The sequence below is a fragment of the Microcystis viridis FACHB-1342 genome (assembly GCF_014698335.1).
Taxonomy (GTDB): Bacteria; Cyanobacteriota; Cyanobacteriia; order Cyanobacteriales; family Microcystaceae; genus Microcystis; species Microcystis ichthyoblabe_A.
Genome location: NZ_JACJSV010000031.1, coordinates 27811 through 54149 on the forward strand (window position 1 = coordinate 27811; position 26339 = coordinate 54149).

At 42.5% G+C, this 26339-nt stretch carries 21 protein-coding genes and 1 pseudogene; 12 read left to right on the forward strand and 10 right to left on the reverse strand.

Annotated elements, in window-relative coordinates:
• Positions 1-38: 38 nt before the first annotated feature.
• The 5 genes from dxs to H6G40_RS11885 all read right to left on the reverse strand — a co-directional run bounded on the left by dxs (position 39) and on the right by H6G40_RS11885 (position 7089).
• Positions 39-1949 (reverse strand): 1-deoxy-D-xylulose-5-phosphate synthase, encoded by a 1911-nt coding sequence (dxs, locus tag H6G40_RS11865; RefSeq protein WP_069475726.1) that lies wholly within the window; start codon positions 1947-1949, stop codon positions 39-41.
• 73 nt (positions 1950-2022) lie between these two features.
• Positions 2023-2793: a nickel pincer cofactor biosynthesis protein LarB gene (gene larB, locus H6G40_RS11870; RefSeq protein WP_024969506.1), complete on the reverse strand. Its 771-nt coding sequence runs from the start codon at positions 2791-2793 to the stop codon at positions 2023-2025.
• Between the two features lie 152 nt (positions 2794-2945).
• Complete coding sequence (locus H6G40_RS11875) at positions 2946-4694, reverse strand: ribonuclease J (RefSeq protein WP_069475725.1); 1749 nt, start codon at positions 4692-4694, stop codon at positions 2946-2948.
• A gap of 242 nt (positions 4695-4936) precedes the next feature.
• Positions 4937-5827 carry a 4-hydroxy-tetrahydrodipicolinate synthase gene (dapA, locus tag H6G40_RS11880; RefSeq protein ID WP_069475724.1) on the reverse strand — a complete coding sequence of 297 codons (891 nt, stop codon included), beginning with the start codon at positions 5825-5827 and terminating at the stop codon, positions 4937-4939.
• 224 nt (positions 5828-6051) lie between these two features.
• The gene (locus tag H6G40_RS11885) at positions 6052-7089 is read right to left on the reverse strand and encodes an aspartate-semialdehyde dehydrogenase (RefSeq protein ID WP_069475723.1); all 1038 of its coding nucleotides are present in this window, start codon (positions 7087-7089) and stop codon (positions 6052-6054) included.
• Between the two features lie 324 nt (positions 7090-7413).
• On the opposite strand from H6G40_RS11885, the gene tig reads away from it, so the two are divergent.
• The 5 genes from tig (at position 7414) to H6G40_RS11910 (ending at position 11813) form a co-directional block, all read left to right on the forward strand.
• A complete protein-coding gene (gene tig / locus H6G40_RS11890) occupies positions 7414-8808 on the forward strand; it encodes a trigger factor (RefSeq protein ID WP_002736515.1) in 1395 nt (464 codons plus the stop codon).
• A 447-nt stretch (positions 8809-9255) separates the two neighbouring features.
• Complete coding sequence (clpP, locus tag H6G40_RS11895; RefSeq protein WP_002736918.1) at positions 9256-9957, forward strand: ATP-dependent Clp endopeptidase proteolytic subunit ClpP; 702 nt, start codon at positions 9256-9258, stop codon at positions 9955-9957.
• 7 nt (positions 9958-9964) lie between these two features.
• Positions 9965-11299, forward strand: coding sequence for an ATP-dependent protease ATP-binding subunit ClpX (gene clpX / locus H6G40_RS11900; protein WP_002752154.1), 1335 nt, complete (start codon positions 9965-9967; stop codon positions 11297-11299).
• 21 nt (positions 11300-11320) lie between these two features.
• Complete coding sequence (locus tag H6G40_RS11905; protein ID WP_002737934.1) at positions 11321-11527, forward strand: hypothetical protein; 207 nt, start codon at positions 11321-11323, stop codon at positions 11525-11527.
• Positions 11505-11813: a type II toxin-antitoxin system PemK/MazF family toxin gene (locus tag H6G40_RS11910; RefSeq protein ID WP_002736988.1), complete on the forward strand. Its 309-nt coding sequence runs from the start codon at positions 11505-11507 to the stop codon at positions 11811-11813. Before H6G40_RS11905 ends, H6G40_RS11910 begins: the two co-directional genes overlap by 23 nt.
• A 215-nt stretch (positions 11814-12028) precedes the next feature.
• On the opposite strand, the gene H6G40_RS11915 is transcribed toward H6G40_RS11910, so the two are convergent.
• The 4 genes from H6G40_RS11915 to H6G40_RS11930 form a co-directional block, all read right to left on the reverse strand.
• The gene (locus tag H6G40_RS11915) at positions 12029-13780 is read right to left on the reverse strand and encodes a tetratricopeptide repeat protein (RefSeq protein WP_002735868.1); all 1752 of its coding nucleotides are present in this window, start codon (positions 13778-13780) and stop codon (positions 12029-12031) included.
• A gap of 19 nt (positions 13781-13799) precedes the next feature.
• Positions 13800-15242 carry a hypothetical protein gene (locus H6G40_RS11920; protein WP_148045314.1) on the reverse strand — a complete coding sequence of 481 codons (1443 nt, stop codon included), beginning with the start codon at positions 15240-15242 and terminating at the stop codon, positions 13800-13802.
• Positions 15243-15252: 10 nt separating this feature from the next.
• The gene (locus tag H6G40_RS11925; protein WP_123230247.1) at positions 15253-16470 is read right to left on the reverse strand and encodes a hypothetical protein; all 1218 of its coding nucleotides are present in this window, start codon (positions 16468-16470) and stop codon (positions 15253-15255) included.
• 62 nt (positions 16471-16532) lie between these two features.
• Complete coding sequence (locus H6G40_RS11930) at positions 16533-17648, reverse strand: hypothetical protein (RefSeq protein WP_002735080.1); 1116 nt, start codon at positions 17646-17648, stop codon at positions 16533-16535.
• 410 nt (positions 17649-18058) lie between these two features.
• On the opposite strand from H6G40_RS11930, the gene H6G40_RS11935 reads away from it, so the two are divergent.
• The 7 genes and pseudogenes from H6G40_RS11935 (at position 18059) to H6G40_RS11965 (ending at position 25626) form a co-directional block, all read left to right on the forward strand.
• Complete coding sequence (locus H6G40_RS11935) at positions 18059-18916, forward strand: alpha/beta fold hydrolase (RefSeq protein WP_002735994.1); 858 nt, start codon at positions 18059-18061, stop codon at positions 18914-18916.
• Positions 18917-18931: 15 nt separating this feature from the next.
• Entirely contained in the window at positions 18932-19156 is a 225-nt protein-coding gene (locus H6G40_RS11940) for a peptidylprolyl isomerase (RefSeq protein WP_016516288.1), read from the forward strand.
• 490 nt (positions 19157-19646) lie between these two features.
• Complete coding sequence (locus tag H6G40_RS11945; RefSeq protein WP_002737810.1) at positions 19647-20225, forward strand: helix-turn-helix domain-containing protein; 579 nt, start codon at positions 19647-19649, stop codon at positions 20223-20225.
• A gap of 57 nt (positions 20226-20282) precedes the next feature.
• On the forward strand, positions 20283-22997 hold the full coding sequence (locus tag H6G40_RS11950) for a peptidase domain-containing ABC transporter (RefSeq protein WP_190537726.1): 2715 nt from the start codon (positions 20283-20285) through the stop codon (positions 22995-22997).
• A 33-nt stretch (positions 22998-23030) separates the two neighbouring features.
• Entirely contained in the window at positions 23031-24725 is a 1695-nt protein-coding gene (locus H6G40_RS11955) for a beta-barrel domain-containing protein (protein ID WP_069474254.1), read from the forward strand.
• 51 nt (positions 24726-24776) lie between these two features.
• Positions 24777-25184: pseudogene (locus tag H6G40_RS11960) on the forward strand (peptidylprolyl isomerase); the annotation flags it as partial.
• A 127-nt stretch (positions 25185-25311) separates the two neighbouring features.
• The gene (locus tag H6G40_RS11965) at positions 25312-25626 is read left to right on the forward strand and encodes a peptidylprolyl isomerase (protein ID WP_422613700.1); all 315 of its coding nucleotides are present in this window, start codon (positions 25312-25314) and stop codon (positions 25624-25626) included.
• A gap of 466 nt (positions 25627-26092) precedes the next feature.
• Here the strand turns inward: H6G40_RS11965 and H6G40_RS11970 are convergent.
• Positions 26093-26339: IS30 family transposase (locus H6G40_RS11970; RefSeq protein WP_190537171.1), on the reverse strand; the 247-nt coding region annotated here is incomplete at its 5' end.

Genomic DNA, 26339 nt, shown 5'->3' on the forward strand with positions numbered 1-26339 from the left:
AATTTTTCGGGAAAACTGGACAAGCTGATCTTGAGATTTTAACCGACGTTAGCGGTTTGTTTTTGGCTAAAAAATGCCGCTAAAACCTGTTCGGCAATCTGGGGACTGGTTAAACCCAAATCAGCGAAAGATTCCTCTGGTTTTGCGTGGTCCACTAATTTATCGGGAACCCCGAAACGTTTGACTGGAACTAGAATATTAGCATCCTGTAAAGCTTCCAAAACCGCAGAACCAAAACCACCCATCAAACAACCTTCTTCTAAAGTCACCACCTTACCAAGACGTTGGGCAAGGGGAAAGATAAGTTCTGTATCAAGGGGCTTGACAAAACGAGCATTAACCACTGTGGCCTCGATGCCGTGTTCGCTGAGGATTTCGGCCACCTGTAGGGAAGTGTTGACCATCGTGCCGTATCCTAACAGGAGAACATCATCGCCACTGCGGAGAATTTCGCCCTTACCGATGGGTAAAGCTTCCCAACCCTCTTCCATCAGGGGAACCCCTAAACCGTTGCCCCGGGGGTAACGCATGGCAATGGGGCCGCTGGTATGATTAATCCCCGTTACGACCATTCTTTGCAGTTCTGCCTCATCTTTCGGGGCCATAATGGTCATATTGGGGATACAACGCAGGTAGGCGATATCGTACATCCCTTGGTGGGTCGGTCCATCAGCCCCGACAATACCGGCCCGGTCCATACAAAAGAAAACCGGTAGATTTTGAATGCAGATATCATGAATAATCTGATCAAAAGCCCGCTGCAGGAAAGTAGAGTAAATGGTGACAACCGGGCGCATTCCTTCGCAAGCAAGACCCCCAGCGAGAGTAACCGCGTGTTGTTCGGCAATTCCCACATCGATATACTGTTTCGGCAGTTTTGCCTGAAATTTATCTAATCCTGTCCCGGTAGCCATGGCGGCGGTGATACCGATAATGCGCGGGTCATTTTCCGCTAATTTGGTGAGAGTATGCCCGAAAACTTTGGAATAAGCGGGAGGTTTCGGTTTACTGGAGGGAATCGGTTTACCCGTGGCTAAATTAAAGGGATTTTGGGCATGATAACCCACTTGATCTTTTTCGGCCCATTCGTAGCCTTTGCCTTTAACGGTGGCAACGTGGACGAAAACCGGTCCTTGGACCTTATGGGCCTGTTTAAAAGTGGCGATTAATTCGGGAATATTATGACCATCAATCGGGCCAAAATATTTAAAGCCCAATTCTTCGATGACAGCGCCGACTTTGGGAACTGCTAACCGTTTCATCCCTTCTTTGACTCGTTCCATTTCGGGGGTGAGGGAGTCACCGAAGAAGGGTAGGTGTTTCAATTGTTCTTCGAGATTATCGGCGATAAACTGGACGGGTTCGCTCAGACGCACTTTATTGAGATAGCGGGAAATTGCCCCGACGTTGGGGGAAATGGACATCTCGTTATCGTTGAGGATAACCATGATGTTGGTGTTCGGTAAATGTCCGGCATGGTTAATCGCTTCTAGGGCCATACCCCCGGTTAAAGCGCCATCCCCGATGATCGATACTACCTTGAAATCTTCCCCCTTGGCATCCCGGGCTAAAGCCATTCCTAACCCCGCAGAAATGCTCGTGGAGGCGTGTCCAGCCCCAAAATGGTCAAATTTGCTCTCGCAACGTTTTAGATAGCCCGCAACGCCATTTTTTTGGCGCAGGGTGTGAAAATCGTTATAGCGACCGGTGAGGAGTTTGTGCGGATAAGCTTGGTGTCCCACGTCCCAAAGGACTTTATCGCGATCGAGATCGAGGGTTTGGTAAAGGGCGATCGTTAGTTCTACGACTCCTAACCCCGGTCCCAAATGTCCACCGGTAGCGGCGATCGTCTGGAGGTGTTTTTCGCGAATCTGACGGGCAATATCTTCTAATTGACGGAGTGATAAACCATGTAACTGGTTGGGATGAGTAATTTCACTTAGGTGCATATCGGCTTCTTTTTCAAAGTAGTTTATCCCTATACCAACTGTATAGGATTTTCAGTCTGAGATGAAGGAAAATCTAGGCTAATCTTGCCGCCGTGCGTAAAATTTGGCCGGCTAACATGGCAGCCCCAAAACCATTATCTATATTAACCACACCGATGCCGACCGCGCAGGAATTGAGCATAGTTAACAAAGGAGCAATACCGCCGAAACTGGTTCCGTAACCGATACTGGTGGGAACGGCGATCACCGGGCGATCAACTAATCCCGCTACCACACTTGGTAAGGCTCCTTCCATTCCCGCAACAACAATTAACACATCGGCGGCATCCAGTAGATGGCGATGATTCAAGAGGCGATGAATTCCCGCTACTCCCACATCCCAGAGACGCTGCACGGAAAAACCGCATAATTGAGCAGTAACCGCCGCCTCCTCCGCTACGGGAATATCGGCAGTTCCCGCCGTTAGGATGGAAATTATCCCTTTTGGGGGATTTTCTGGAGCGGCTGCGGCAATGGCACAGATGCGGGCTAAGGGATAATAAACTAAGTCTGTTACCTGTTCCTGTAGCTGGACTGCTATCTCTGCTTCAATGCGGGTGGCCATAACCACGGGACTATTTTGACGCAAAACATGGATAATTTGGGCGATTTGAGCGGTGGTTTTACCCGGCCCCCAGATAACCTCCGGAAATCCCGTCCTTAATTGACGATGATGGTCAATTTTAGCGAAGTCTTCCACCGGTTCAAAGGCCAGATGTTTAAGTTTATCTAAGGCTGTCTCCGGGTTAATTTCTCCCCTGGCAACGGCGGTCAGCAGCGATCGCAAATCGGCAGCATGGAACATGGTCAGTTATCAGTTATCAGTTATCAGTTATCAGATTTGAGTTTTAAGTGAGCAGTATGTGTTAAGTGACCAGTATTAAATAGCAGTTTCTTGCCATCTTTTCACTGTTTACTGATCACTGTTTACTGCTCACTGTTTACTGCTCACTGATATTAGGAGGCCATGGTAGCTGCGGGACGGCGGCGGCGATAAGTACGATTGTTCGCTGGTTCCGTTGCCGCCGCTTGCAGGAGGAAAATCACTAGAGGTTGACTCTTTAACTCCCGTTTGATTAAACGCTGCAAAGTCGTCTCGATTTCGGCCCGCAAACCGGCCCAATCTGGGTCCCCCGTGGCAGTTTTAAATTCACTACTGCGATCGCTTAAACAGCGTTCGATCGCCCGAATAATTAACTGATTCAGCAGCGGGATTTCCACTTTTGTGACCACACCGCGCAAATTAATCTCTGGAGGTGCGCTTAATTGTCCCTCACCGTTAACGAAGGATGCGATCGTAATCACACCATCTTCGGCTAACTGTTGTCTTTCCTGCATAATGTGTTCGTGGACCACACCCGCTTGATCGACTAACTCGATTCCCGAAGGCACTGGTGTGCCGATGGCAATGCGATCGCCAGTTAACTCGATCGTGTCACCATTTTTGACAATTACCATATTTTCGGCGGGAATCCCCATACTTTGGGCCATCTGAGCGTGTTTGACCAGCATTCGGTGTTCTCCATGCACTGGCACAAAAAACTTCGGCCGGGTCAAAGATAGCATCAATTTATGGTCTTCTTGGGAACCATGGCCAGAAACGTGAATTCCCTTATCGCGTCCGTAAACCACGTTAGCACCCTGCATCATCAGGCGATCAATTGTATTGACCACAGCGATGGTATTACCCGGAATCGGATTAGCGGAAAAGACAATCGTATCCCCCTGACGCACGCGAATATGAGGATGTTCACCCTTAGAAATCCGCGTCATGGCCGCTAAAGTTTCTCCCTGGGATCCTGTGGTTAAAATGACGATTTTTTCATCGGCTAAATTGCGGGTCGCTTTTAAGGGTTCAAATAGATCGTCGGGACATTTGATATACCCCAAATTACGCGCATGAGCGATGACATTTAACATCGATCGACCCACTACCACCACTTTCCGGTTAAATTTCTGGGCCAATTTCAACACCAGATTAATCCGATGCACCGAGGAAGCAAAGGTAGTGATCATAATCCGTCCCGTTGCTTGGTTAAAAACCCGCTCTAAACCGGGATAAACGGAAGCTTCCGAGGGAGTATAACCGGGTACTTCCGCGTTAGTGGAATCACTCAATAAACATAGCACCCCTTTCTCGCCATGTTCGGCAATTTTTTGCAGATCAAAAAATTCACCATCGACGGGAGTATGGTCAATTTTAAAATCTCCTGTGTGAATAACTACCCCTAAAGGAGTGTGAATTGCTACACAAAAACTATCGGCGATCGAGTGGGTATTGCGGATATATTCCACCATGAAAGATTTACCTAAACGCACCATTTGCCGAGGAGCAACGGTTTCTAATTTGGTACGATTTGCCAATCCTGCTTCTTCCAATTTATCCCGCAATAAAGCCATCGCTAGACGCGGACCGTAGATAATTGGTACATCAAATTGTTTGAGATGGTAGGGAATGCCACCGATATGATCTTCGTGACCGTGGGTGACGATCATACCCTTAATTTTATGGCGATTTTCTCTTAGATAAGTCATATCGGGAAGCACTACATTGACCCCGTGCATATCATCGGAAGGAAAAGCTAAACCAGCATCCAGGAGAATAATCTCATCATCGTATTCAAAAACACAGGTGTTTTTGCCGATTTCGTGTAATCCTCCTAGGGGAATGATCTTTAGTTTTGCTTGGGTTTTATCTTGACTCATTAGGTATCCTTTGATGGTAAGTTATGGTGATTTTTCAGGTTGGTTTTGTGGACGGGAAATCTCAAAAAATGAATAGTTAGAATAAGTCGAACTAGGTAAACAACACCTAGTTAAATTCACTTAGTATCAATACTTTCTGGCTGTTCTAAACTATATTTCTTTTCTTCTAGTGAAGCTATTAATATTATAACCTACTTTCTCGAAAAATCCCAGTTTAGTGGGCAAGAATTTCTAGTATTTTTCTAGATTAAAGCCAATTCTTGCATGATTTTTGCTAATCCTTCTTCTAACTCTGGACTTAAGGAACATAAAGGAAGTCTTAGACCCCCCACTTCCCAACCGACTAGATTTAAGGCCGCTTTAATTGGAATTGGATTAGTGGCACAGAATAAACCTTTAAACAGGGGAAATAATTTCAAATTAATCTCGATTGCTTTGGCCGCATCTCCAGTTAAGAAAGCTTGAATCATTCCTTGAATTTCTTCTCCCACTAGATGACTAGCAACACTGACCACTCCCACCGCACCACAGGTCATTAGGGGTAAGGTGAGAAAATCATCGCCGGAATAAATAGCGAAATTTTCAGGAGTATGACAGTAAATCTTACAGGTTTGTTCTAAATTACCACTAGCTTCTTTTACCGCCACAATATTATCAACTGCTGCCAGTTTAATAATCGTTTCCGGGGTCATATTTTGACCAGTACGACCGGGGATATTATAAAGCATTACTGGCAGATCGGGACAAGCTTTGGCAATGGCGCGAAAATGCTCATATAAACCCTCTTGGGGTGGTTTATTGTAGTAGGGAACCACTTGTAAAGAACCATCTAAACCCAGTTTAGCAGCCTGTTGGGTCGCTTCGATCGCTTCGGAAGTGGAATTAGAACCCGTCCCCGCGATCACTTTTCCCCGACCATTAACCGCTTTTTTGACAATACTAAATAGTTCGTATTCTTCCTGCCAACTTAGGGTGGGTGATTCTCCCGTCGTCCCACAGACCACTATACCATCGCTACCGTGAGTAACTAGATAATCGGCCAATTTTTCCACCAGGGCATAATTAACTTGACCCTCGACGGTGAAGGGTGTCACCATCGCCGTAATTACTCGTCCAAAATATGTTTCACTCATTGATTAGTTATCAGTTATCAGTTATCAGTTATCAGCTTCTCAAGGCAAGAGGCAACAGAAAGAATCTAGCAATCCTCCTACCTAAAAAGTAGGTTTTAGGTTCGGCCTTTATTATCAGTTTTTGAGCGATCAGCAATCAGCTTTCAGGCTTTACTTATCCGGTTAATTAGCTATTTTTCTAATTATTATCGCCTTGATTTAGCTGATGGCTGATAGCTTAGTTATCAAACTGTTGCAAATCTTGAACCGACGAGATTTTTCTTAACTAAAAGTTCGGCAATTTGTACAGCATTTAAAGCCGCACCCTTGCGAATTTGATCGCCGCATAGCCACAATTCCAGACCGTTAGGATGGGAGATATCTTGACGAATGCGTCCCACTAATACTTCATCGCGACCGGTGGCATCAATTGGCATGGGAAAATAATTAGCGTCCCAATCTTCCACTAATCTTACCCCCGGAGCAGACTCAAGAATTTCTCTGGCCTTCACCACAGAAAAAGGCCGACTAAATTCTAGGTTAACCGATTCCGAATGGGCCCGCAGGACGGGAACCCTCACACAGGTGGCACTAACCCGCAGCTCTGGACAAGCAAAAATCTTGCGGGTTTCGTTGACCATTTTCATTTCTTCCTCGCAGTACCCTTGACCATTAATCGGGGTATTGTGGGGAAAAAGATTAAAAGCGAGGGGATAGGGGAAGGAATTAGTGGGAGGTTGCCGATTGTCAAGAATTGCTTGTGCTTGCTGTTTTACCTCCTCCATGGCCCGCGCTCCAGCACCACTAGCGGACTGATAAGTAGAAACTACTACTCGCTCGATCGCCTGTACTTGGTGGAGAGGCCAGATCGCCACTCCTAAAAGAATTGTCGTACAGTTGGGATTAGCGATAATGCCCCGGTGATTGTCCACACTGTCGGGATTGATTTCTGGGACAACCAGAGGCACTTCGGGATTCATGCGAAAAGCGCTGGAGTTATCGATAATCGTCGCACCCGACTCGACAATAGTTTTCGCCCAAGCTTTCGAGGTGGACCCCCCCGCAGAAGCGAGAACTATATCCACGTCCTGAAAAGAGCGCTCGTTTACCGCTTCGATTAGGAGACTTTCGCCCCGAAAATCGAGGGTTTTTCCAGCAGAACGCTCGGAAGCCAGTAATTTTAGACTAGCGAGAGGGAAATGACGACTAGCTAATAATTCTAGTAATTCCGTTCCCACGGCCCCAGTGGCCCCTAAAATAGCGACCCGTACTTTTTGACTCAAATTGTGTGACCTCCTGACGAGTTGGGTGATGATGATGATCCGAAGAAATCGTTAAAATAAAAAATCTTTTTTGTCCACCGAGTTATTCTCAAGCTTGGATTGATCGGCTTTTGATCAGCAAAATTTTCTGATTGGGCTTAACTGCCCCAAGGACGGAATAAATTAAATATACCCCATTGACCGCTAAAATAAAAAGATTGTGAGAGCTTGGGGAGCAACTGCAGCTATTCCCCTAGAATATCATGAGCGGGACGGATCCACCGCAGGCGTAAACACCGCTCACCCTATTATAAACGTTCCTTGTCGTAAGAGCTAGAAAAATCAATGAAAGTTATTCAGGAAAAGCTTCCTGCCAGTCAGATAGGTTTAGAAATTGAAATTCCCGCCGAAACCACGAAAAACACCCACGAGAAAGTGGTAAATAATTTAGCGAAGTCGGCCAATATACCCGGTTTTCGCCCCGGTAAGGTTCCCCGTCAGATTCTTCTGCAAAGATTGGGTTCTAAAGCTGTAAAAGCGGCGGTAATTGAGGAATTAATCGAAAATTGTCTCGAATCTGCCCTAAAACAGGAGGGGATCGAGTCCCTGGGTACTCCGCAGCTATTGTCTAAGTTTGAGGATTTGATCGCTGCCTATGAACCGGGTAAAGCTTTGACTTTTTCAGTTTCCGTGGATGTGGCCCCGACAATTATTCTCGGAGATTACGAAAATCTGAGCGTTACTGCCGAAAAAACCGTTTATGATCCCGAATCCGTGGAAAATTGGTTTAAAGAGCGTCAAGAACAGTTAGCGACATTGGTTCCCGTGGAAGATCGCGGGGCGCAGCTAGGAGATGTGGCGATCGTTGATTATCGGGGAAAATCCGCCGAAACTGGCGAAGATATCCCAGATATTGACGGCGAAGATCTGCAGGTGGATATGGAAGCAGGACGCTTTATCGAGGGGATGGTGGAAGGAATTGTCGGCATGAAACCGGAAGAAGTCAAAGAGATGACTTTAACTTTCCCAGAAGATTATCCCAAAGAGGATGTGGCAGCAAAAGCGGTAATCTTTACCATTACGATGAAAGAGTTAAAAGCGAAGGAATTACCAGAGCTTGACGACGATTTTGCCCAAGAAGTCAGCGATCAGGAAACAATCGCCGAATTAAGAGCAAGTTTAGAGAAACGCTTCCAAGAACAAGCGGAGAAGGAAACCAAAGAAAGCATTTATGACGCTTTAACCAAGGAATTGGTCAAAGGTGCGACTTTAGATTTACCGGAGACGCTGATCGAAAAGGAAGTGACGCATATTTTGACCCAAAGCTTCATGGAATTTCAACAAATGGGGCTAGATGTCAACCAGTTGTTTACAAAAGATAATATTCCCAAAATGCGGGAAAGCACCCGTCCTGATGCGATCGAAAGTCTAAAAGAGACTCTCGTGGTGCAAGAATTGGCTAAAGTCGCAGGCATTGAAGTCAGTCCCGAAGCGGTAACGGAAAAAATCGCTAATATCATGGCCCAATTGTCCGATCGCGACATAGATAGGCAGCGTCTGGAACAGGTGATCACCGAAGAAATGCTGGCGGAAAACACCCTAGAATGGCTGAAAGAAAAGGCTACTATCACCCTCGTCCCCAAAGGTTCCCTAGAGGAAGAAACAAGCGAGGAGGAGGAAACAGAAGAAACCTTCGCATTCACCGAAGTGGAAGTGTTGGCAGCCGAGGAAGAACCGTAAGGAGTTAGCAGTCGTGTTGGGGTGTTGGGGTTTTAGGGTATTGGTTGAATTCCCCCATCCCCCCATTTCCTGATAACTCAGCAATTCTAAATTTGCGCTGTAGCAAGGGTTTCAGATTTTAGTTCACGTAATACGGGGTAAAATTCAACGGGATTAACAAGTTCATTTTACGAGTCTTCAGGCTTTTAGGCATGATAGTACACTCAGAATTGCCCCAAAAACCCCCTTTTAAATGTTCTTTAAATCCCTAAAAGGCTTGCTGTGTCTAAAACTGATAACTGATAACTGATAACTGATCACTGATAACTGATCACTGATTCCTGCCAACCGGGGAAAACTTAGGGCATAATAGATGGACAGAAGTGCTAAAGATGCTTAACATTTGCCAGTCAAAGCTCCACAGCCAAGCAAAAACCCTAAGATTGTGATAGCGGAACCGAAAAAATTATGCTCGAATCGAGATCACCTGACTACCCAATTACCAGTAATTGTCGCCCTGCTATCTACGCCAACACGGGGAGAAACTCCCTAGCTAACGTTTTACCCGTGGTAATCGAACAGTCTGGCATGGGTGAACGGGCTTTTGATATCTATTCTCGACTCCTGCGCGAGAGAATTGTCTTTTTGGGAACTCCCGTCGATGATCAGGTCGCTGATTCGATCGTCGCCCAACTCCTCTACTTGGAGGCAGAAGATCCCGAAAAAGATATCCAACTCTATATCAACTCCCCCGGCGGTTCCGTTTATGCCGGACTAGCTATCTACGACACCATGCAACAAATTCGCCCCGACGTGGCGACAATTTGTTTCGGTTTAGCCGCTAGTATGGGAGCATTCCTGCTTTGTGGTGGCGCGGCAGGTAAACGGATGTCCCTACCCAGTAGCCGGATCATGATTCACCAACCCCTCGGCGGCGCCCAAGGTCAAGCTAGTGATATCGCCATCCAGGCCAAAGAGATCCTCTATATTAAACAGAGACTCAATACCATGCTGGCTCACCACACCGGTCAACCCTACGATCGCATCGCCAACGACACCGAACGGGACTTTTTCATGTCGGCCGTCGAAGCCAAAGAATATGGGTTAATCGATCTGGTGATTTCCCGTCCCGAACTGCCCGATCCTACCGTTCCCGTTACTTCCCTGTAAATAAACTATGTCTAAGTACGACTCCCACCTCAAGTGTTCATTTTGCGGCAAATCCCAGGAACAAGTGCGAAAATTAATCGCCGGGCCGGGGGTCTATATCTGTGACGAGTGTGTGGAACTGTGTAACGAAATTCTCGATGAGGAATTAATGGAACCGCCCAGTCCGGTCGCCCCAGTGGAGGAACGTCCCAACAAACGGCGATCGGGCCAAAACAAAACCACTTGGGAACAAATTCCCAAACCAAGAGAGATTAAAAAACACCTCGATGACTACGTTATTGGTCAAAATGAGGCGAAAAAAGTGCTTTCGGTGGCCGTTTATAACCATTACAAACGCCTCAAAGATATCCAAACCCAAAAAGCCGGTGGTGGTAGTCCAGAAGATAGCATCGAACTGCAAAAATCCAATATTCTGTTAATTGGTCCCACAGGATCGGGAAAAACCCTTCTAGCTCAAACTCTGGCTAAAATCCTCGATGTACCTTTTGCTGTCGCTGATGCCACCACTTTAACCGAGGCTGGTTATGTGGGGGAAGATGTGGAAAATATTCTCTTGCGTCTGTTACAAGTGGCAGATTTAGACGTGGAAGAAGCGCAGCGGGGCATTATCTACATCGATGAAATCGATAAAATTGCCCGTAAGAGCGAAAATACCTCGATTACCCGGGATGTGTCCGGAGAAGGGGTACAGCAAGCTTTACTGAAAATGTTAGAGGGAACGATCGCCAATGTTCCCCCCCAAGGCGGCCGCAAACACCCCTATCAGGATTGTATTCAGATTGACACCAGCAATATCCTGTTTATCTGCGGTGGGGCGTTTGTCGGTTTAGATAAGGTGATCGATCAGCGTCTCGGTAAAAAATCCATGGGCTTTATTCAACCGGGAGATGGCCAAGCTAGTAAGGATAAGGTAGCGGCAGGGTTATTAAAACAAATGACTCCCGATGATTTAGTCAAATTTGGCATGATTCCGGAGTTTGTCGGTCGGATTCCCGTCCTAGCTGCGCTTTCACCCCTGGATGAGGAAGCTTTAATCGCTATCCTGACGCAACCCCGCAACGCTTTGGTGAAACAGTATCAAAAACTGTTGAAGATGGACAATGTACAGTTAGAGTTTAAATCTGATGCCGTCCTAGCGATCGCCCAAGAGGCCTATCGTCGCAAAACTGGGGCCCGGGCCCTACGGGGTATTGTCGAGGAATTAATGCTCGATGTCATGTACGAATTGCCCTCGCGCAAGGACGTGAAACGCTGTTTAATCACCCGCGAAATGGTGGAAAAACGTTCCACGGCAGATCTATTGGTTCATCCTTCCTCTCTACCCAGTCAAGAATCCGCTTAAGGGGAAAAATCGAGGTTAACCATGCTCAATACCGTTCCCGCAATTGTCAAAGAAGGCCGGATCGAACTCCTCGAATCCGTGCCGATTCCAGAGGGTACTAGGGTTTTAGTCACCCTCATCCCGGAGGAGACAAACTCGGATTTCTGGCAAAAAGTCAGCGAAACTGCACTGGCTAAGATTTGGGATAATCTGGAAGACGACATCTATGAACGATTACTCGAAGCTTGAAATCGTTCTCGTTCGTTATCCTTTTTCAGATTTAGCGGACGCTAAAATCAGACCGGTTATCATTGTTAGTTCTCCTCACCGTTCACGGGATGTTTTTCTGGTTCCCCTTACCAGTCGCATCAATAATTTACTGGAGGGCGAGTTTTTGCTGGAAGATTGGGAGAACGAGGGATTGAATGTACCGACGGCCGTTAAGCGGGGGATATACACAATCCAACAAGATTTACTCCTTAAGAGAATCGGACGACTATCGGACACAGATGCGCGACGTTGGCAAAACTCTTGACGAGGATGGCTAAATAACCTGAGTTTGGGATAAGCTGAAACCCTTATGCTATCCTAGCCAGTCAACTTGATTCTTTTGCGGAAGTCATAACAAAATCGCCCTGACCCGAACAGGTGTTAAGTAAATCCCGACTACCAAATCCTTGTCAGATTAAGTATTGCCTATTGCAGGCAAGCTTGGCAATGGTTTGGGATGCAAACCTTGAACTCTTTCTCTCATTCACAGTCAGCAAGGCAGTCTAGTTTCAATTTCGCTAGGATTTCTTTTTTTGACTTGTCGGCTTCAGCTAAGGCTTTCCCCAGTAAATCTAAAACTTCTTTTGCTTCTTTAACTTCTTCTAATTCAGGACTATGTTTCATAGCATCTTTAAGATCAATGACGGCTACAGAGAGAAGTCCACATATTTTGGGAGCGTATTCTTTTTCAACGTATTTTTCTTGTATTCTATCTATCCCTTTTTTATACTCTTGCAGTGCCAGCTCATAACGTTTACTGCACATTAATGCTAACGATAGATCAAACTGAAGGGAAAGTTGTATCGGGTCTTCCGTTTCCAGTAAAGATAAAGCTTGAACAAAAAACCTAGCCGCTTCACTATAGTTAGCTTGCCTGTATTCGCACCAACCCACTAAATCAAAGTAAAATTCATCTGTCCTTTGTTTTGCTTCTTCTATAATTTTCTGGTATTCATCCTCTGCTTTTTTTCGATTTCCAAGGAGATAATAGGTTTCAGCAATTCCCTTATGTACCCAGAGATTGCTTGAATTAATCTGGAGAGCCGAGGTATAAGCTTGTTGCGCTTCTTTGATTCTTCCGAGTTTAGATAAAGCTAATCCTTGAAGATAAAAAATTTGCTCGTATTGGGAATCGCGTTGAATAGCTTTATCAAGAACTTTAACCGTCTGTTCATACTCAGCAATATCGACTAAAATTTCTGCTTGTAGTCCCAAGAGAAAAGTATAGTCAGGCTTGGGAAGTTTTAAGGCATGATCTAGGACCTGTAAAGCTTCGGGATAGCGATCTAGTTCAGCTAAAGCGATCGCTCTGTTTTCCATGATTGTTGCGTTCTGAGGCTCAAACTTGAGGGCTTCATCAAGAACATCGAGCGCTTCTTGGTATCGTTCTAGCTGACATAAATTATCCCCTAAATCTTTATATACCCCATATAGTGTTGGCTCTCTTTTCACAGCCTCTTGTAGATTTTGTACTGCTTTTTCGTATTCCCCCATTTCAGACCAAGTTTTGCCTAATTCAGCATAAGCCCAAGCTAGACTAGGATCAAGGGTAATAGCTTGTTGTAGGCTTTTAATTGCCTCTTCGTTACATCCTAGATTTCGTAATGCCATACCTTTCCAGCCTAAAGCCAAGGCAGCGTTTGGGTTTAATTCCAAAGCTTTATTTAGCACTTCTAGGGCTTCAGTATAATTTCTTGACCGGCAGTATTGAGAGCCGATCCTGCTTAATCCTTCTGCTAATATGGCTAAAGTTGGAGTATCTTGCGGTTTATTTTGTTCGGCTTGTTTGAAAAAGTCGTAAGCTTTATCATAATCTTTCGATTCCAAGAATATTATCCCTTGATTGAGCAACGCTCCAATATTATTAGGCTTTAGCTCTATAACTTGTTCAAAGCATGACAGTGCTTCATTATTCCGTCCTAATTGTCGGAGTATTTCTCCTTTAAGAAGTAGAAAATCAGCATTATGAGTTAGGGGTGTGACATCATGCTTCAGAGCGTTCAAGGCAGTCTCGACAATCCCCAAAGCATCTTCGTATTGTTGAGCTTTTAACAGATCTAATGCTAAATTTTGGTATAAGGGAAGGATATTTTGTATTTTCCCCTTAAGAACCCGTCCTAAAGATTGCGCTGCTTCAGTCAGGAACGCGGGGGCAGGTTTATTAAAAGAGCTATAGGAAAGAATATCCTTGGATAGTTCTTCCAGTTTTTTTTGGCTATCTGTTGTTTCCATTTTTTGGTTCTCCTAGTGATTACTTATTTTTTTTTATAGAAGACATGGACGAATGCTGCTTTGCGGATTTTTGCGACTCTCTTTGTGTTTTAGAAGTCAGTCCTTTCCATAAAGAAATAGCTGTCTCCGCAATTATGTCTATATCTTGATGATTTTTCAGTCGTTCATTCCAAGCTCCATTGAGAATATGGCGTAGGTCTTGCCCTATGTTTAAATTAGGATCTTTAATTTTATTCTGCCAATCATCACGAATGTTTATCCATTCTCCATGAGGATAGAGGACAAAGGTAACATCTTTAAAAGTATTCCATACCTGTTCAACCTTTTCTTTGATGGTTTGGTCATCCGACAAACAGGAAATAGATGAACCAGTCTGCTGAATATATTCCTGCCAAGCATTTTCTAGCTGCTTAATAATTTCGCTATAAGGGTCTAGACCTTTTCCAAGAGCGTGTTCATTCATCCTGTTTAACATGGTCAGGATAACTGAGTATCTTTCCAGTGCAGAGGGCATCTGTTTAGGTCCTTGAATATCTAAGCGAAGTAAGATAACAGCACAAGCATAAGCCGGTCCAAGAATAAAGGTAGCAAAAGCATCAACGACAAGATGTCGATTTTTGGGTTCAGCGCCGTCAATATATTGTCTTAAAGCTGGAATCTTGCGCACTAAAATATATCCATATTCGCTGATAACCAAAGGCAATGTCCAAATTGTCCATTCAGGGAATCCCACACGAATCAGACCAGCCGGAGAATTTTCTCGGGCTTCATGACGGGCAGGAATTGTTAAAGAATATTTAATAGGACCTTTCAATATCGGATATTCTGTTATTTGAGATATCAGATTATCAGCAAAATTACAAATTTCTGAGTCTAGTCCAGCCCCTCGCATTGCTAAACCACTTAGAAATTCAATATACTCGGTAAAGATTTTTTGACTGTCTTCATCTATTTGTCTGACCTCATCCCAAAGCGAGTTGATAGACTCTCCGTTATTCTCCTGTTGTCTTTCTAATTCGCCCTGAGCCGTGTATATCCTTTCAAGTAATGTCTCTATTTTCCCACTCACTTCTGTTTCTAGTAGCTTTTTTAACCAAATTTCTGTTTTTTTACTTTGCTCTTCAAGACTCTTTATTTGGTCTTTTATTTCTATTAAACTTGTATTGAGTTCTTGCACTTTAGATTCAACTGTATTCGCCTGTGTTCTAGAAGTATTATATGGCTCTATTAGTTTATCAGGGAAGGTTATTGTTTGACAAAAATCTTGAAGAAAATTTTTGATAACACCACAATTCCTAAGTATTTCGCTCGGCAACAAATAGATTACTTCTATAGAACTTTGCAATGTCTCTATATTCTGTTGTTGTTCTTGAAAAAATTTAAAGGTTTTTAATCCACCTTGAATTCCTTCAAGATTTCTTTTTAAGGTGTCCAAATGTATTTGCAAAATTAGATTTCTCATAATAGCCTTCTTAGAGTTGTCCCTCATTAATAATTTTATGACATAAATTAATTGCCTTTTCACTGATATCGTCTTGGGGTTTAGAATCGAGCCAGCGACATATACAAGCAGCATTTAAGACATCAATCAATTGATAATCATAATAATTAATCTCATTTTGTTCACTGAGGCAAAGGTAATTAGACAAACTTAAAGCGCGAAGCCAGTCCTCTTTAGTATAGCGAACATTAGAGACTTCCTGCATAAGAGTACTATACATTTTATCTAAGCGATCACTGAGCAACTTAGTTGTTTTTTCCTCTCTTTTTGCCTTTAGTCCAGAAATAGTAATGGTTGATTCTTCCAATTTATTCAAACTGACGTGCCAGCTTTCTCTGAGTTGCCTTATAAGATGTTGGTAATTAATGCCTTGGTTTTCTCCGGGCAATGTGTTCATTTTTTCTAGGGTTTTAAGAATGATATAAACGCGCTTGACATTACTAGGATGGATCTCTCCGTCTTGGCTTTGATTAGGGTTGAATTTTAGGAGGATACTGGTGAATGCAAAAGCCGGACCTAAACTATAGGTGGCAAATATGTCAGCTAGGTGTTCATAGAGATAATCTTCTTCCTTTTTCTTTTCATCTTCAGTTGAATTTTGTTTCCCCTCCTGTTCTATGATCTCTTTAATAAAATCTCTCTGCCCTTTTCTATCTTTGATTCTTTTTCTTAACTCCCTACCAACGAAATGTCCAAACTCATGACCAACTATTGGTAAGTTCCAAATTGTAAATTCGGGAAAACGTAAACGGATAATTTCAGTCATGTCGGCGAAAAAATCACCTTCGCCTAAAATAGTCATTCGCGTCCACGGGATGTCGCTTCTGGAACTCAGATCAGCTAATATTTTATCTGCTATTGTGCAGACACCATTATCCAACTGAGCTTGGCGTATTAAAGCTCCTCCCAAACAAGCTAGAAATTCCTCGAAAATCGCGTCACATTCCTTTCGGTCTGCCTGTAAATCTTTCCAGACAGTGTTTAGTGCATCATCTGGAACAGAATTAGCCAATTTTAACGCAATTTCTAGTCTTCTTTCCCATTTGTTAAGTAGATTGTGGAAACGGCTGTCAATGGCTTGACGAAGCTCACTGTGAATCAAACTGTTAGAAAGTAGAATTCTTCGGGTTCGTCTTAGATCGTCTTGAAGTCCCTTGATTTGATCGATTAAATTTGAACGCTCATCCATGATTTCTCTGTTTAAGGTGGATAGTTTTGCTTTTATCTTGTTGCCAAAATATTCTTTGCAACTTAGGTTAAAGTATCGACAATTATGCCAACTCCTCTCACTAAACTAATTCCTCCTCTTGAGTCGGTGTAATCTATTCCACGAAAAATCACGAACAACAGCAGCAACCAATATAAACCAATAATTACTTGTAGTAAAGTTGGATCTGGCCAAAAGTGTAGCAATAAAGAGACAGAGAATGTTACTATGACTAAGCCCCCAACAATTTTCATCTCTTTGGTAAAGTTATTTTTTAGTTCCTTTAACTCATTACTACCGTCAATTAGGCTTTGTTCGTTTAAGTTTTGTAACAATTTTTCGTCTCTGCGGCTGCGAACATCTTCAACACCAAACGCCCAAGCTATGCTTTGTTCCAGAGGAGACCCAGATTCTTTAAATTTATCCCAGATTTCTTTGGCGGTGTTCTTGAGATTATCGATAAAGCTTCCGAGATTCGCCTCACCTAACAGTCGGAGCAGAGAATTGAAGGCTTCTTTTATAAACTGTACCCCCTGTTTAATAAGTCGTCCCACTTCGGATAATTGGTTAAGTATGTCAGAAGCAAGTCGAGTTAGCAGATCGCCTATGTTGAGCCTGTCTGTGTTTCTTGATAACTCATCAAAAATTGAAGTGGCGACGTTTGCTGCTTCATCAACAAAAGTGTTTAGGGCTTCCTCTGAATCCTTTCGGAAAATTTCACGGGTATTTCTGTTGTCACTTGTACTTGAATCCTCAGCAAAATTTGCTAAAGTTTGTTTGATGTGTTGGGTTGTCTCCTCTAGTTGTCGAAGGGTTTGTCGCAAAATCTCTGGATCTTGTACTTCCCCTGTTTCCCCAAGTGCCTGTCCCGATGCAATTAATACGTTGGCAACCTGAATGTCATTTAGGACACTGACTAGGGTTCCTTGAACTGCTGGTTCCTTATCGGCTTTTTCAGATTCTAGTTCAGAGAACATGAAATTACGGTAGGTTGTCCCTTCATTGCCGTAGTCCTGAGCCGCTCGTTCTAGGTTATCAATGGCAAACTGACGCATCTCTTCTGGTTCATTGAAAAGCGCCTGTAGTTGCTGTCCCGCTTGGACAACAGATTCCGCACGTTCTAGGTATTGATTAAGTTCGTCTTCATAAAAGGCTACCATACAAATTTGATAAATTACAGCACAATTAATAAATTACAGCACAATTAAATTAAAGCACAATATTCTCTTTTGTTTTGTAAAGATTAGCAACACAACCTTCTTATGCCTTGAGCGCATTTTCTTAACAATCATGAAAAGTAAGTATAGCAACGGTTTCGGCAATTTCCTTAACAAAGCGTCAGTTCGGGTTAAGGCGACCTTGCCATGACTTCCACCACGAAAGAAACGGGTTTTCAGGCTAGATTAGCATAAGGGTTTCAGGGGTGCATCTGTTGTTTTGCAAAAACATCTGGAAAAACTTCTGGGCATTTCACGGTTAACCTACAAGAAACGTATAATCATCTCATAAAACAGCTTTATCCCCCTACCAGACTACCCATCCGACCCCTAATCGCTAATCGTTAACTATCATGAAAACTCAAATAATCGATCAAACAATCACTGTTCGCGGTGTTCCCCACTATTACGAGTGGATTCGACAGTCGGAATCTGCCCAAAAAAAGCCGGTGATGGTGTTTATTCATGGTTGGGGAGGATCGGGACGCTATTGGCGATCAACAGCTGCGGCAATTTGCGATCGCTTTGATTGTTTATTGTACGATATGCGGGGTTTTGGTCGGTCTAAATTGCCGGAAAAATCCTCCGATCTTTCCTACGATTTAGAAGAATATGCCCTTGATTTGGCCTTGTTTTTAGATAGTTTGGAAATTGAAAAAGTCTATCTTAATAGTCACTCTATGGGGGCATCGGTGGCGACTTTTTTTATTACTATGTACCCCGAAAGAGTGGTCAAAGCAGTTTTAACCTGTAATGGCATTTTTGAGTATAATAAAGCGGCTTTTGCTGCCTTTCATAAATTCGGTAAGTATGTGGTACAGTTTCGTTATGATTGGTTTTTAAAAGTACCTTTTGCCGATCGATTATTTATGGCGAGATTTTTGCATCGATCGATCCCAAAATCAGAAAGAATTGCTTTTTTAGAAGATTTTTTGGCGGCGGATTACGATGCCGCTCTAGGCACAATTTATACATCTGTGAGTAAAAAGGCAGTGGAAATTATGCCGGGTAAATTTGCCGAGATTAAAATACCAACTCTTTTAGTATCGGGGGAAAAAGACATTATTATCCCTGCCAAAATGGGCAAAATGGCGGCGGATTTGAATAATAATATCCAGTATGTGGAGATGGCTAATACTGCTCACTTTCCCATGTTAGAAGATGCCCCTACTTATCTAAAAAAATTGCAAGATTTTTTGGAAATTAATTAGGGTTTGCTAGGGGAAATGAGTTTCAATGATGTGACTGACAAGTATATTGAGGATAAAGAGTTACGCCGTCAGGGCGGATATTTGGGGGTACAGCGTCGCCAGGATTTAAAACCAGAAATATCTGCTGCTGTGTTTGCTACGAAACCTCCTCAGTTGCTTAAACCTATTGTGAAAGCTAAAGGGATAAGCTTGATTTTAGTGGAGGAAATTATACAGCGGAATTGGATGATAAGTACCTAAGCAAAATTAATTACACATATCTAACTACCTCTTACCTTCTGGGCTCTTCTCAAATTTGTGTGATAATTTTTGCTTATGTAAGGTTAAATGCTTACTGGTCAGGACTTTTAGGACTATTTTGAAAGAAGAAACTATCAGTATAGACCTCGTTTCCACACAGAAACCAGAAGAGCCATAAATGAACAACAACACTATGTTAAGGAATGTAAAAGAGGCGGTTTTCGCTGCTGCATACAGCTTTCTACCCTATTTACAAAACTTTATACAGCAGCGAAAACTTATGTCCGACTACTTAAACCAGAAGTATCTGGTACAATGCTCAAAAAGCATGGGCGACATACACCGTGCTAACTGCCCACCATCTGTTCTACGAGTACGAGGTAATACCCGTGTCTAATTGATTTATACCGCAAATACGCAACGCCAAATTTTGTTTTGCAAAGATGTCGCAGATTGTCCAAAATCCTCTAATGCCAATGAGTATCAGTTTATGAAATCATCTCAAACTGGTATTAATTTTCCCAATAACTCTGGTCGATTTCTCAGTGCTTTTCAGAGAAAACACTTAGAAAAAAGCCTAGAAAAAGGGTTGTCTAAGCGCCATTTTCAACGAATTCAAATTATGCTGCTGGCAGATGAGGGTAAAACCCAAACCCAAATTTGCCAAGAGTTGGGCTGTTCCCATAGTACAGCACGCCATTGGATAACCCTCGCCAAGTCTGGTCAGGCTCACCAGTGGAATAGTGGCCCAATTGGCAGACCTCAAACTGTAGACGAGGAATGCTTGCAGCGTTTGAGGAAGTTAGTCAGTCAAAGCCCTAGAGAAGTTAAAGTCCCTCACCGTGATTTTAGTTATTCGGCTTCCCGATGGACTGCTAAGAAACTCAGCGAGCACCTGAGCGCAGAATTAGGAATTAAAATCAGCGATCGCCATATCAACAGACTACTCAAACAAATGGGTTTATCTACCAGACCAAAATCGAATAACCTTGAAAAAAATGAGCCGAAAAAATCCAGTAAAAGCGGCATTGTGATTAGGGACATTCCAGAGGAGGTGGCATTTTCTTAATCATCATGAAAAATCTATTAAGTGCTATTAAGTGTTTGCAACACTATCGAGGGAGAAATGACTACCAAAGAATATCTATCTGGTCTAATCGGTCAATTTTTATCAGAAGAGGATTTAGCCAGTTTAGTTGAGTCGGCTGAATTTTCAAAACCTAACCCCGGTTTGTTGTTGGAAAGTATCTCAGCATCCGATGGCTTATATATTTTGGTCGCTGGCAAAGTAAGACTGGTTAACAGTAGCCTGGACTTAATTAGCACCCTGCATCCGGCTCAACTATTTAGGGAATGTACTTTGTTTCCTGAAGCCGGTTTTTTAGATTATGCTGTCAGGGTTTCGCCTCAAGCAGAGCTATGTTATATTCCTGGTAAAGTTTTGCGCTCTATCATTCATAAAAATTCCCGATTTAAGGAGTATTTGTACAATTTAGCTACCGCTAAAGATAATGAACAAAAAAGTAAATTTTCCATCAATACTCAACTAGATTTATCCGTAAACGACGACCAGGAACTAATTGCGGGAATTAGCACAATCAAAGATGAAATATATCTAAAAACCCACAAGCAAAAAGTTAACAAGGCTTATTTCCCTAGCCCCACTCAGCGCGTTACTCATCTATGGCAGCATATTACTAGACGCTATCCTTTTTTTGAGCAACAAAGTGGTTCTGACTGTGGTGCTGCTTGTTTAGTAATGGTTGCCCGTTATTGGGGCAAAAAGTTTAGTGTCAACCGCATTCGAGATATTGCTAATGTAGATGCCAATGGGGCTTCTTTGCGAGGACTATCCGCTGCGGCGGAAAGTATCGGATTTTCCACTAGACCAGTTAAAGCCAGTATTGACCAACTGGCTAAACAAAAATTACCCGCAATCGCTCACTGGGAAGGTAATCATTATATTGTCGTTTATGAAATCACTCGCAATCAAGTCATTGTTGCTGACCCTGCTATTGGTCAACGGAGTTTAACATATCCAGAATTTAAAACAGGTTGGCAGGGTTATACACTACTCCTACAACCGACAGCTTTAATCAAGGAACTCAAAAATCATACTACCCCATTTTGGCAATTTTTTAATTTAGCCAGTCCTCACGGTCAAGTATTACTAGAAGTATTTATTGCTTCCTTAGTCATTCAAATTTTCGGATTAGTTACCCCACTATTTACTCAGTTACTCCTCGACCGGGTAGTTGTTCAAGGCAGTACATTAACCTTAACGGCTGTGGGATTAGGGTTAGTCATTTTTGGTTTATTTCGGGTTGCTTTGACCGGATTACGACAATATCTCCTCGACCACACTGCCAACAAAGTAAATTTAGCCATGATTGTGGGATTTATTACCCACACTTTCCGATTACCCCTGCGTTTTTTTGAGTTTCGCTATGTGGGGGATATCATGGCCAGGGTGCAGGAAAACCGCAAGATTGAGAGATTTCTAACGGGTGAAGCCCTATCTATTGTATTAGATTTACTCACGGTCTTTATCTATGTGGGACTTATGTTCTGGTATAGCTGGAAAATGGCTTTACTGGCATTAGTCATTGTGCCACCTTTTTTCCTGCTTGCTATCATTGCTACTCCTTTCCTACAAAAGATATCCAGAGAAATATTTGCGGCCTTAGCGGAAGAAAGTGGTTATTTAATCCAATCTTTGACTGGTGTACGCACGGTCAAATCTCTGGCAATTGAGCAAGTAGTGCGCTGGCGTTGGGAGGAGTTTCTCAACAAGTCAATTCGCAAAAACTTTTCTGGGCAGATTATTAGCAACCGACTCCAAGTATTTAGCTTAACCATTGAATCTTTAGTGACCACTGGGCTGCTTTGGTTTGGGGCTTGGTTAGTGATTCAAGGAGAATTAACCATCGGGCAGTTGGTGGCTTTTAATATGTTAATTGCCAATGTAATAAACCCTTTTCAGCGGTTAACGGTTCTATGGAATGAGTTACAGGAGGTAATTATTGCAGTGGAGCGAATTAATGATGTGATTGATACCGAACCAGAGGAAGATTTGCAATCTCAGGCTCGTTATTATTTAACAGATTTACGAGGAGATATTATTTTTGACAAGGTGACATTTCGTTACCACCCAGAAAGCGAAACTAATGTTTTAGAGAATCTCAGCTTTGAAATCAAAGCCGGACAGACTGTAGCTTTAGTGGGGCGTTCTGGTTCAGGAAAAACTACTATTTCTAAGCTAGTTTTGGGGCTATATACCCCTACAGATGGGAAGATTTTCATTGATGGTCATGACATAACTAGCATTTCTTTATCTTCTTTGCGTCAAAGGGTTGGTGTTGTTGACCAGGATACTTTTTTATTTGGTGGCACAATTCGGGACAACTTGACCCTAGCGCGACCTTCTGCAACTCAGGCGGAAATTATCGAAGCCGCTCAATTAGCAGGTGCTGACGAGTTTATTCAAAAGTTACCGATGAGTTATGAAACCCAGATTGGTGAAGGTGGAGGGTTATTGTCTGGTGGTCAACGGCAAAGATTAGCCATCGCTAGGGCGTTATTAGGCAATCCTCGTCTATTGATTTTTGATGAGGCAACTTCCCACTTAGATGTGGAGTCGGAGCGAATTATTCAGACTAATTTGAATAGAATTCTTAAGGGACGTACTACATTAATTATTGCCCATCGCTTATCTACCGTTAGAAATGCTCATATAATTTTAGTTTTAGATAGAGGAGTATTAATAGAGCAAGGAAATCACGAGCAGTTAATGGCAAAAAAAGGGCATTACTACTATTTAAATCACCAGCAACTTAACTAATGTTCATAAATCTGAGCAAGATTTTCATAAATTATGACCCAGTTTAATGAGATTAACCAAGCAGACTTAAATGGTCGTAAAAGCGACCAAAATCTACCAGGAAGTAACCTAAATTCTTCGGCGGATTGGTCTTTTGCCACAAAGGAACTGTTGGATGCGTTACCTCAGCGGTGGACGCGAGGACTGCTCTATTTTTTAATCGTTTTTGTGGCGATCGCTTTGCCCTGGGGAATGTTGTCTCGGGTAGATGAAACGGGTAGTGCTAGGGGACGGTTAGAACCGCAAGGTGGTACAATTAAGCAAAAGCTAAATTTAACCTATACATCTGCGGCTCTTAATTCCCAAACGGCTAAAGTTGAAATGCTAAATATTGAAGAAGGAGACATGGTAAAAGCTGGGGATATTTTAATGGAACTGGACAGTCTCCCTATTCGTGAGCGAATTACCCAACTGCAAATTCAACTACAAAGTCAAAATAATCGGCTGAATGCACTAAAGCAACAAAAAAATCAACTAGAAACCGAACTGCGTACCCAAGAACGGCAAAATCAGTCCCAACAATTAGAGAAACTATCTCAGGTAGAACAAGCTCGACAAACCTTTCAGTCTCTTAAGACAACATACAATTTGCAAGAACAGGAAAAACTGACTCAAATTGCTCAAGCGGAGCAAAATCTGGCAGCACTCAGAAGAACCTTAAATTTACAAAGAGAAGAGAAACTGACTCAAGTTGCCCAAGCCAAACAACAGTTAGAGGATAGCAACACCGCTTATAATTTAGCAGAATTGCGCTTACAAAAAGCCTTGAGGGAAGTCGAACGTTACCAGAATCTTTTCCATAATGGGGTGATAGCGGAAGTTCGGGTCGTTGAACAGGAAAATATCGCCGATGAAAGACAAAGTATTTGGAAGCAAAGTCAAGCAGATATTGAGCAAGCCAGACTGCGATTAGAAGAGCAGAAAAGCAGTTATGAGAGAATTGTTAATCAAGGGAAGGCGGATATTGAGCAAGCAGAGTTACGATTAATCGAACAAAAGAGGATTTATCAGAGAATTGTTAATCAAGGGGAAGCGGACATTGAGCAAGCGAAGTTGCGTTTAGCCGAGCAAGAGAATAGTGTTCAAACCCTTACTCATGCGGGGGAAATTGCTCTGTCTAAAATTCAAGAACAGCTAAAAAGTTTGGATAGCCAAATCAGTAGTCTTAAATCTGAGGTGACGCAAACAAAGAAAGAAATTGATTCTTTGAAGTTTGAGTTAGAGAAACGGATTGTTAGAGCCCAAGAAGGAGGCACTATTTTTAGTTTGCCGATTACTGGGGTGGGAGATGTGGTACAACAAGGAGGAATGATTGTAGAAATAGCGCCCCAAAAAGCGGATATTTTATTGAAAGCAGAAATGGCCACTACACAAAGTGGTTCATTACAGAAAGGAATGGCGGTTAAGATGAAGTTTGATGCTTATCCTTTTCAGGACTATGGCGTAGTTGATGGAAGTTTAATTAAAATTTCCCCAACCACCAAAATGCAAGAAACATCTCAGGGACGAGTAGCAATTTATGAACTAGAAATTCATTTAAATCAAACTTGTATTCCTAGTGCTAATGACTGTATTCCATTACGTCCGGGAGATACAGCTACCGCTGAGGTGGTGGTGCGTCAGCGTCGCGTTATTGATTTTATTCTTGACCCATTCAAGAAGTTACAAAAAGGAGGTTTAGAATTGTAAAAACTTTTTGGCAATCTCTCGATGTTGTAGTTTTTTCAGGAAAAATTAATCATGTCACAATCTATTACCATTACTGCTGAAGATATTCTGAAACAAGTTAAGCTGTCTTTAAAAACTTCTGAACTCATAGAAGCAATTATTACCCGTAAAATGATCGCCAATACGGCAGAAGAGGTAGGAATCAAGCTAGAAGCTGAGGATCTTCAAGAGATGGCAGACAAATACCGAAAAATGTATAAACTTCTTAGTGAAGAGGATACCTGGGCTTGGATGAAAAAAAATCATCTGTCTTTAGATGATTTTGAAGAATTTGTGTACTATCAAGGTCTTGCCAGCAAACTAGCTGTTCATCTTTTTGCGGATAAAATTGAGCCATATTTTTATGAGCATCAATTAGATTATGCTGGGGTAGTGATGTATGAAGTGGTGTTAGAGGATGAAGATTTAGCGATGGAATTATTTTAAGTAGTCATGCAAAATAAATTTCCTAGTGAAGACAGGCAAGAGGCAATAGGCAAGAGGCAAAAGCTTTATCGAAATGTGTAATTAATTTTGCTTAGGTACTTATTCTATTCAGGAAGGGGAAATGAGTTTCTATGATGTGGCTCACAAGTATATTGAGGATAAAGAGTTACGCCGAAAAGGAGGATATCGAGGAATATTATATCGTAAAGATTTGAAGCCAGAGATTTCGGCTGCTGTTTTTGCGGCGACACCACCAGAGGTTCTTAAACCGATTGTGACTTCTAAGGGAGTGCATCTAATTTTAGTCGAAGAGATTATTGAAAGGAAGCTAGACAACTGGCTTCGCAATAAAATTGCTGGAGATTTATTTAACGATTGGGTTAGTAACTCTCTGATTGATTTCCAAGCTAATAAAAATATTGAGATTTGCAATTAAGTTTTTTTAAAAAACATCAAATAAACCGAGATAATAAAACTATCTCGGTTTCATTTTTTGGGAACCTCGAAAAATCATAACAAAAGCAATTAATCAAAGTCTCCTATTCTATTCACACCTCGATGCAAAACAAAGTCCACGTAATTATGACACGACAACCTCCTAATGTATCAAGCATTTCCGAATCGGTCAATTCATGCATATAACTTTCAGAATCCGAGAACAAATCTGCACCAGCAGGACGTAAGTCAGAAATAGTAATATTAGCCATTTTCGTTTCCTCTTGGAATAAGTTTTACTTTGAGGTAATCAGATTAATTATGCTCTTCCTTTCCCTATGACTCTTATTATTGCCTAACTCTCCAATAATGACAATAGCTTGAGCAACTTTAAGGTTCATCTAACTAGCACAATTATGTCTCAAATTCACCGACCAAAACACCGTAATTTCATGTAGATGGCCAATTCAAGTCTGAATTGCATCACTGTCTGATCTACCTTTATAGAATACCTCATTCGGGGTACGATAGTCAAGACATTTTCGAGGACGATTGTTAATCAAGTTTACGGCTCTTTCCACCTCCTCTGGCTTAACGATTTTAAAATTCGTTCCCTTGGGGAAAAATTGTCTTAACAGTCCATTGGTATGCTCGTTTAATCCCCTCTCCCACGAATGATAAGGAGTAGCAAAATAAAAATCTGCTCCTAGTTTC

Excerpts from the sequence above, each read along its gene's own strand:
- larB (WP_024969506.1), bottom strand. The coding sequence starts at position 2,793 with ATGTTCCATGCTGCCGATTTGCGATCGCTGCTGACCGCCGTTGCCAGG.
- H6G40_RS11950 (WP_190537726.1), top strand. The coding sequence starts at position 20,283 with ATGACTACCAAAGAATATCTATCTGGTCTAATCGGTCAATTTTTATCA.
- H6G40_RS11915 (WP_002735868.1), bottom strand. The coding sequence starts at position 13,780 with ATGGAAACAACAGATAGCCAAAAAAAACTGGAAGAACTATCCAAGGAT.
- H6G40_RS11925 (WP_123230247.1), bottom strand. The coding sequence starts at position 16,470 with ATGGATGAGCGTTCAAATTTAATCGATCAAATCAAGGGACTTCAAGAC.
- H6G40_RS11945 (WP_002737810.1), top strand. The coding sequence starts at position 19,647 with ATGAAATCATCTCAAACTGGTATTAATTTTCCCAATAACTCTGGTCGA.
- H6G40_RS11910 (WP_002736988.1), top strand. The coding sequence starts at position 11,505 with ATGAACGATTACTCGAAGCTTGAAATCGTTCTCGTTCGTTATCCTTTT.
- dxs (WP_069475726.1), bottom strand. The coding sequence starts at position 1,949 with ATGCACCTAAGTGAAATTACTCATCCCAACCAGTTACATGGTTTATCA.
- H6G40_RS11940 (WP_016516288.1), top strand. The coding sequence starts at position 18,932 with ATGAGTTTCAATGATGTGACTGACAAGTATATTGAGGATAAAGAGTTA.
- clpX (WP_002752154.1), top strand. The coding sequence starts at position 9,965 with ATGTCTAAGTACGACTCCCACCTCAAGTGTTCATTTTGCGGCAAATCC.
- clpP (WP_002736918.1), top strand. The coding sequence starts at position 9,256 with ATGCTCGAATCGAGATCACCTGACTACCCAATTACCAGTAATTGTCGC.
- tig (WP_002736515.1), top strand. The coding sequence starts at position 7,414 with ATGAAAGTTATTCAGGAAAAGCTTCCTGCCAGTCAGATAGGTTTAGAA.
- H6G40_RS11965 (WP_422613700.1), top strand. The coding sequence starts at position 25,312 with ATGAGTTTCTATGATGTGGCTCACAAGTATATTGAGGATAAAGAGTTA.
- H6G40_RS11930 (WP_002735080.1), bottom strand. The coding sequence starts at position 17,648 with ATGGTAGCCTTTTATGAAGACGAACTTAATCAATACCTAGAACGTGCG.
- dapA (WP_069475724.1), bottom strand. The coding sequence starts at position 5,827 with ATGAGTGAAACATATTTTGGACGAGTAATTACGGCGATGGTGACACCC.
- H6G40_RS11905 (WP_002737934.1), top strand. The coding sequence starts at position 11,321 with ATGCTCAATACCGTTCCCGCAATTGTCAAAGAAGGCCGGATCGAACTC.
- H6G40_RS11875 (WP_069475725.1), bottom strand. The coding sequence starts at position 4,694 with ATGAGTCAAGATAAAACCCAAGCAAAACTAAAGATCATTCCCCTAGGA.
- H6G40_RS11920 (WP_148045314.1), bottom strand. The coding sequence starts at position 15,242 with ATGAGAAATCTAATTTTGCAAATACATTTGGACACCTTAAAAAGAAAT.
- H6G40_RS11935 (WP_002735994.1), top strand. The coding sequence starts at position 18,059 with ATGAAAACTCAAATAATCGATCAAACAATCACTGTTCGCGGTGTTCCC.
- H6G40_RS11955 (WP_069474254.1), top strand. The coding sequence starts at position 23,031 with ATGACCCAGTTTAATGAGATTAACCAAGCAGACTTAAATGGTCGTAAA.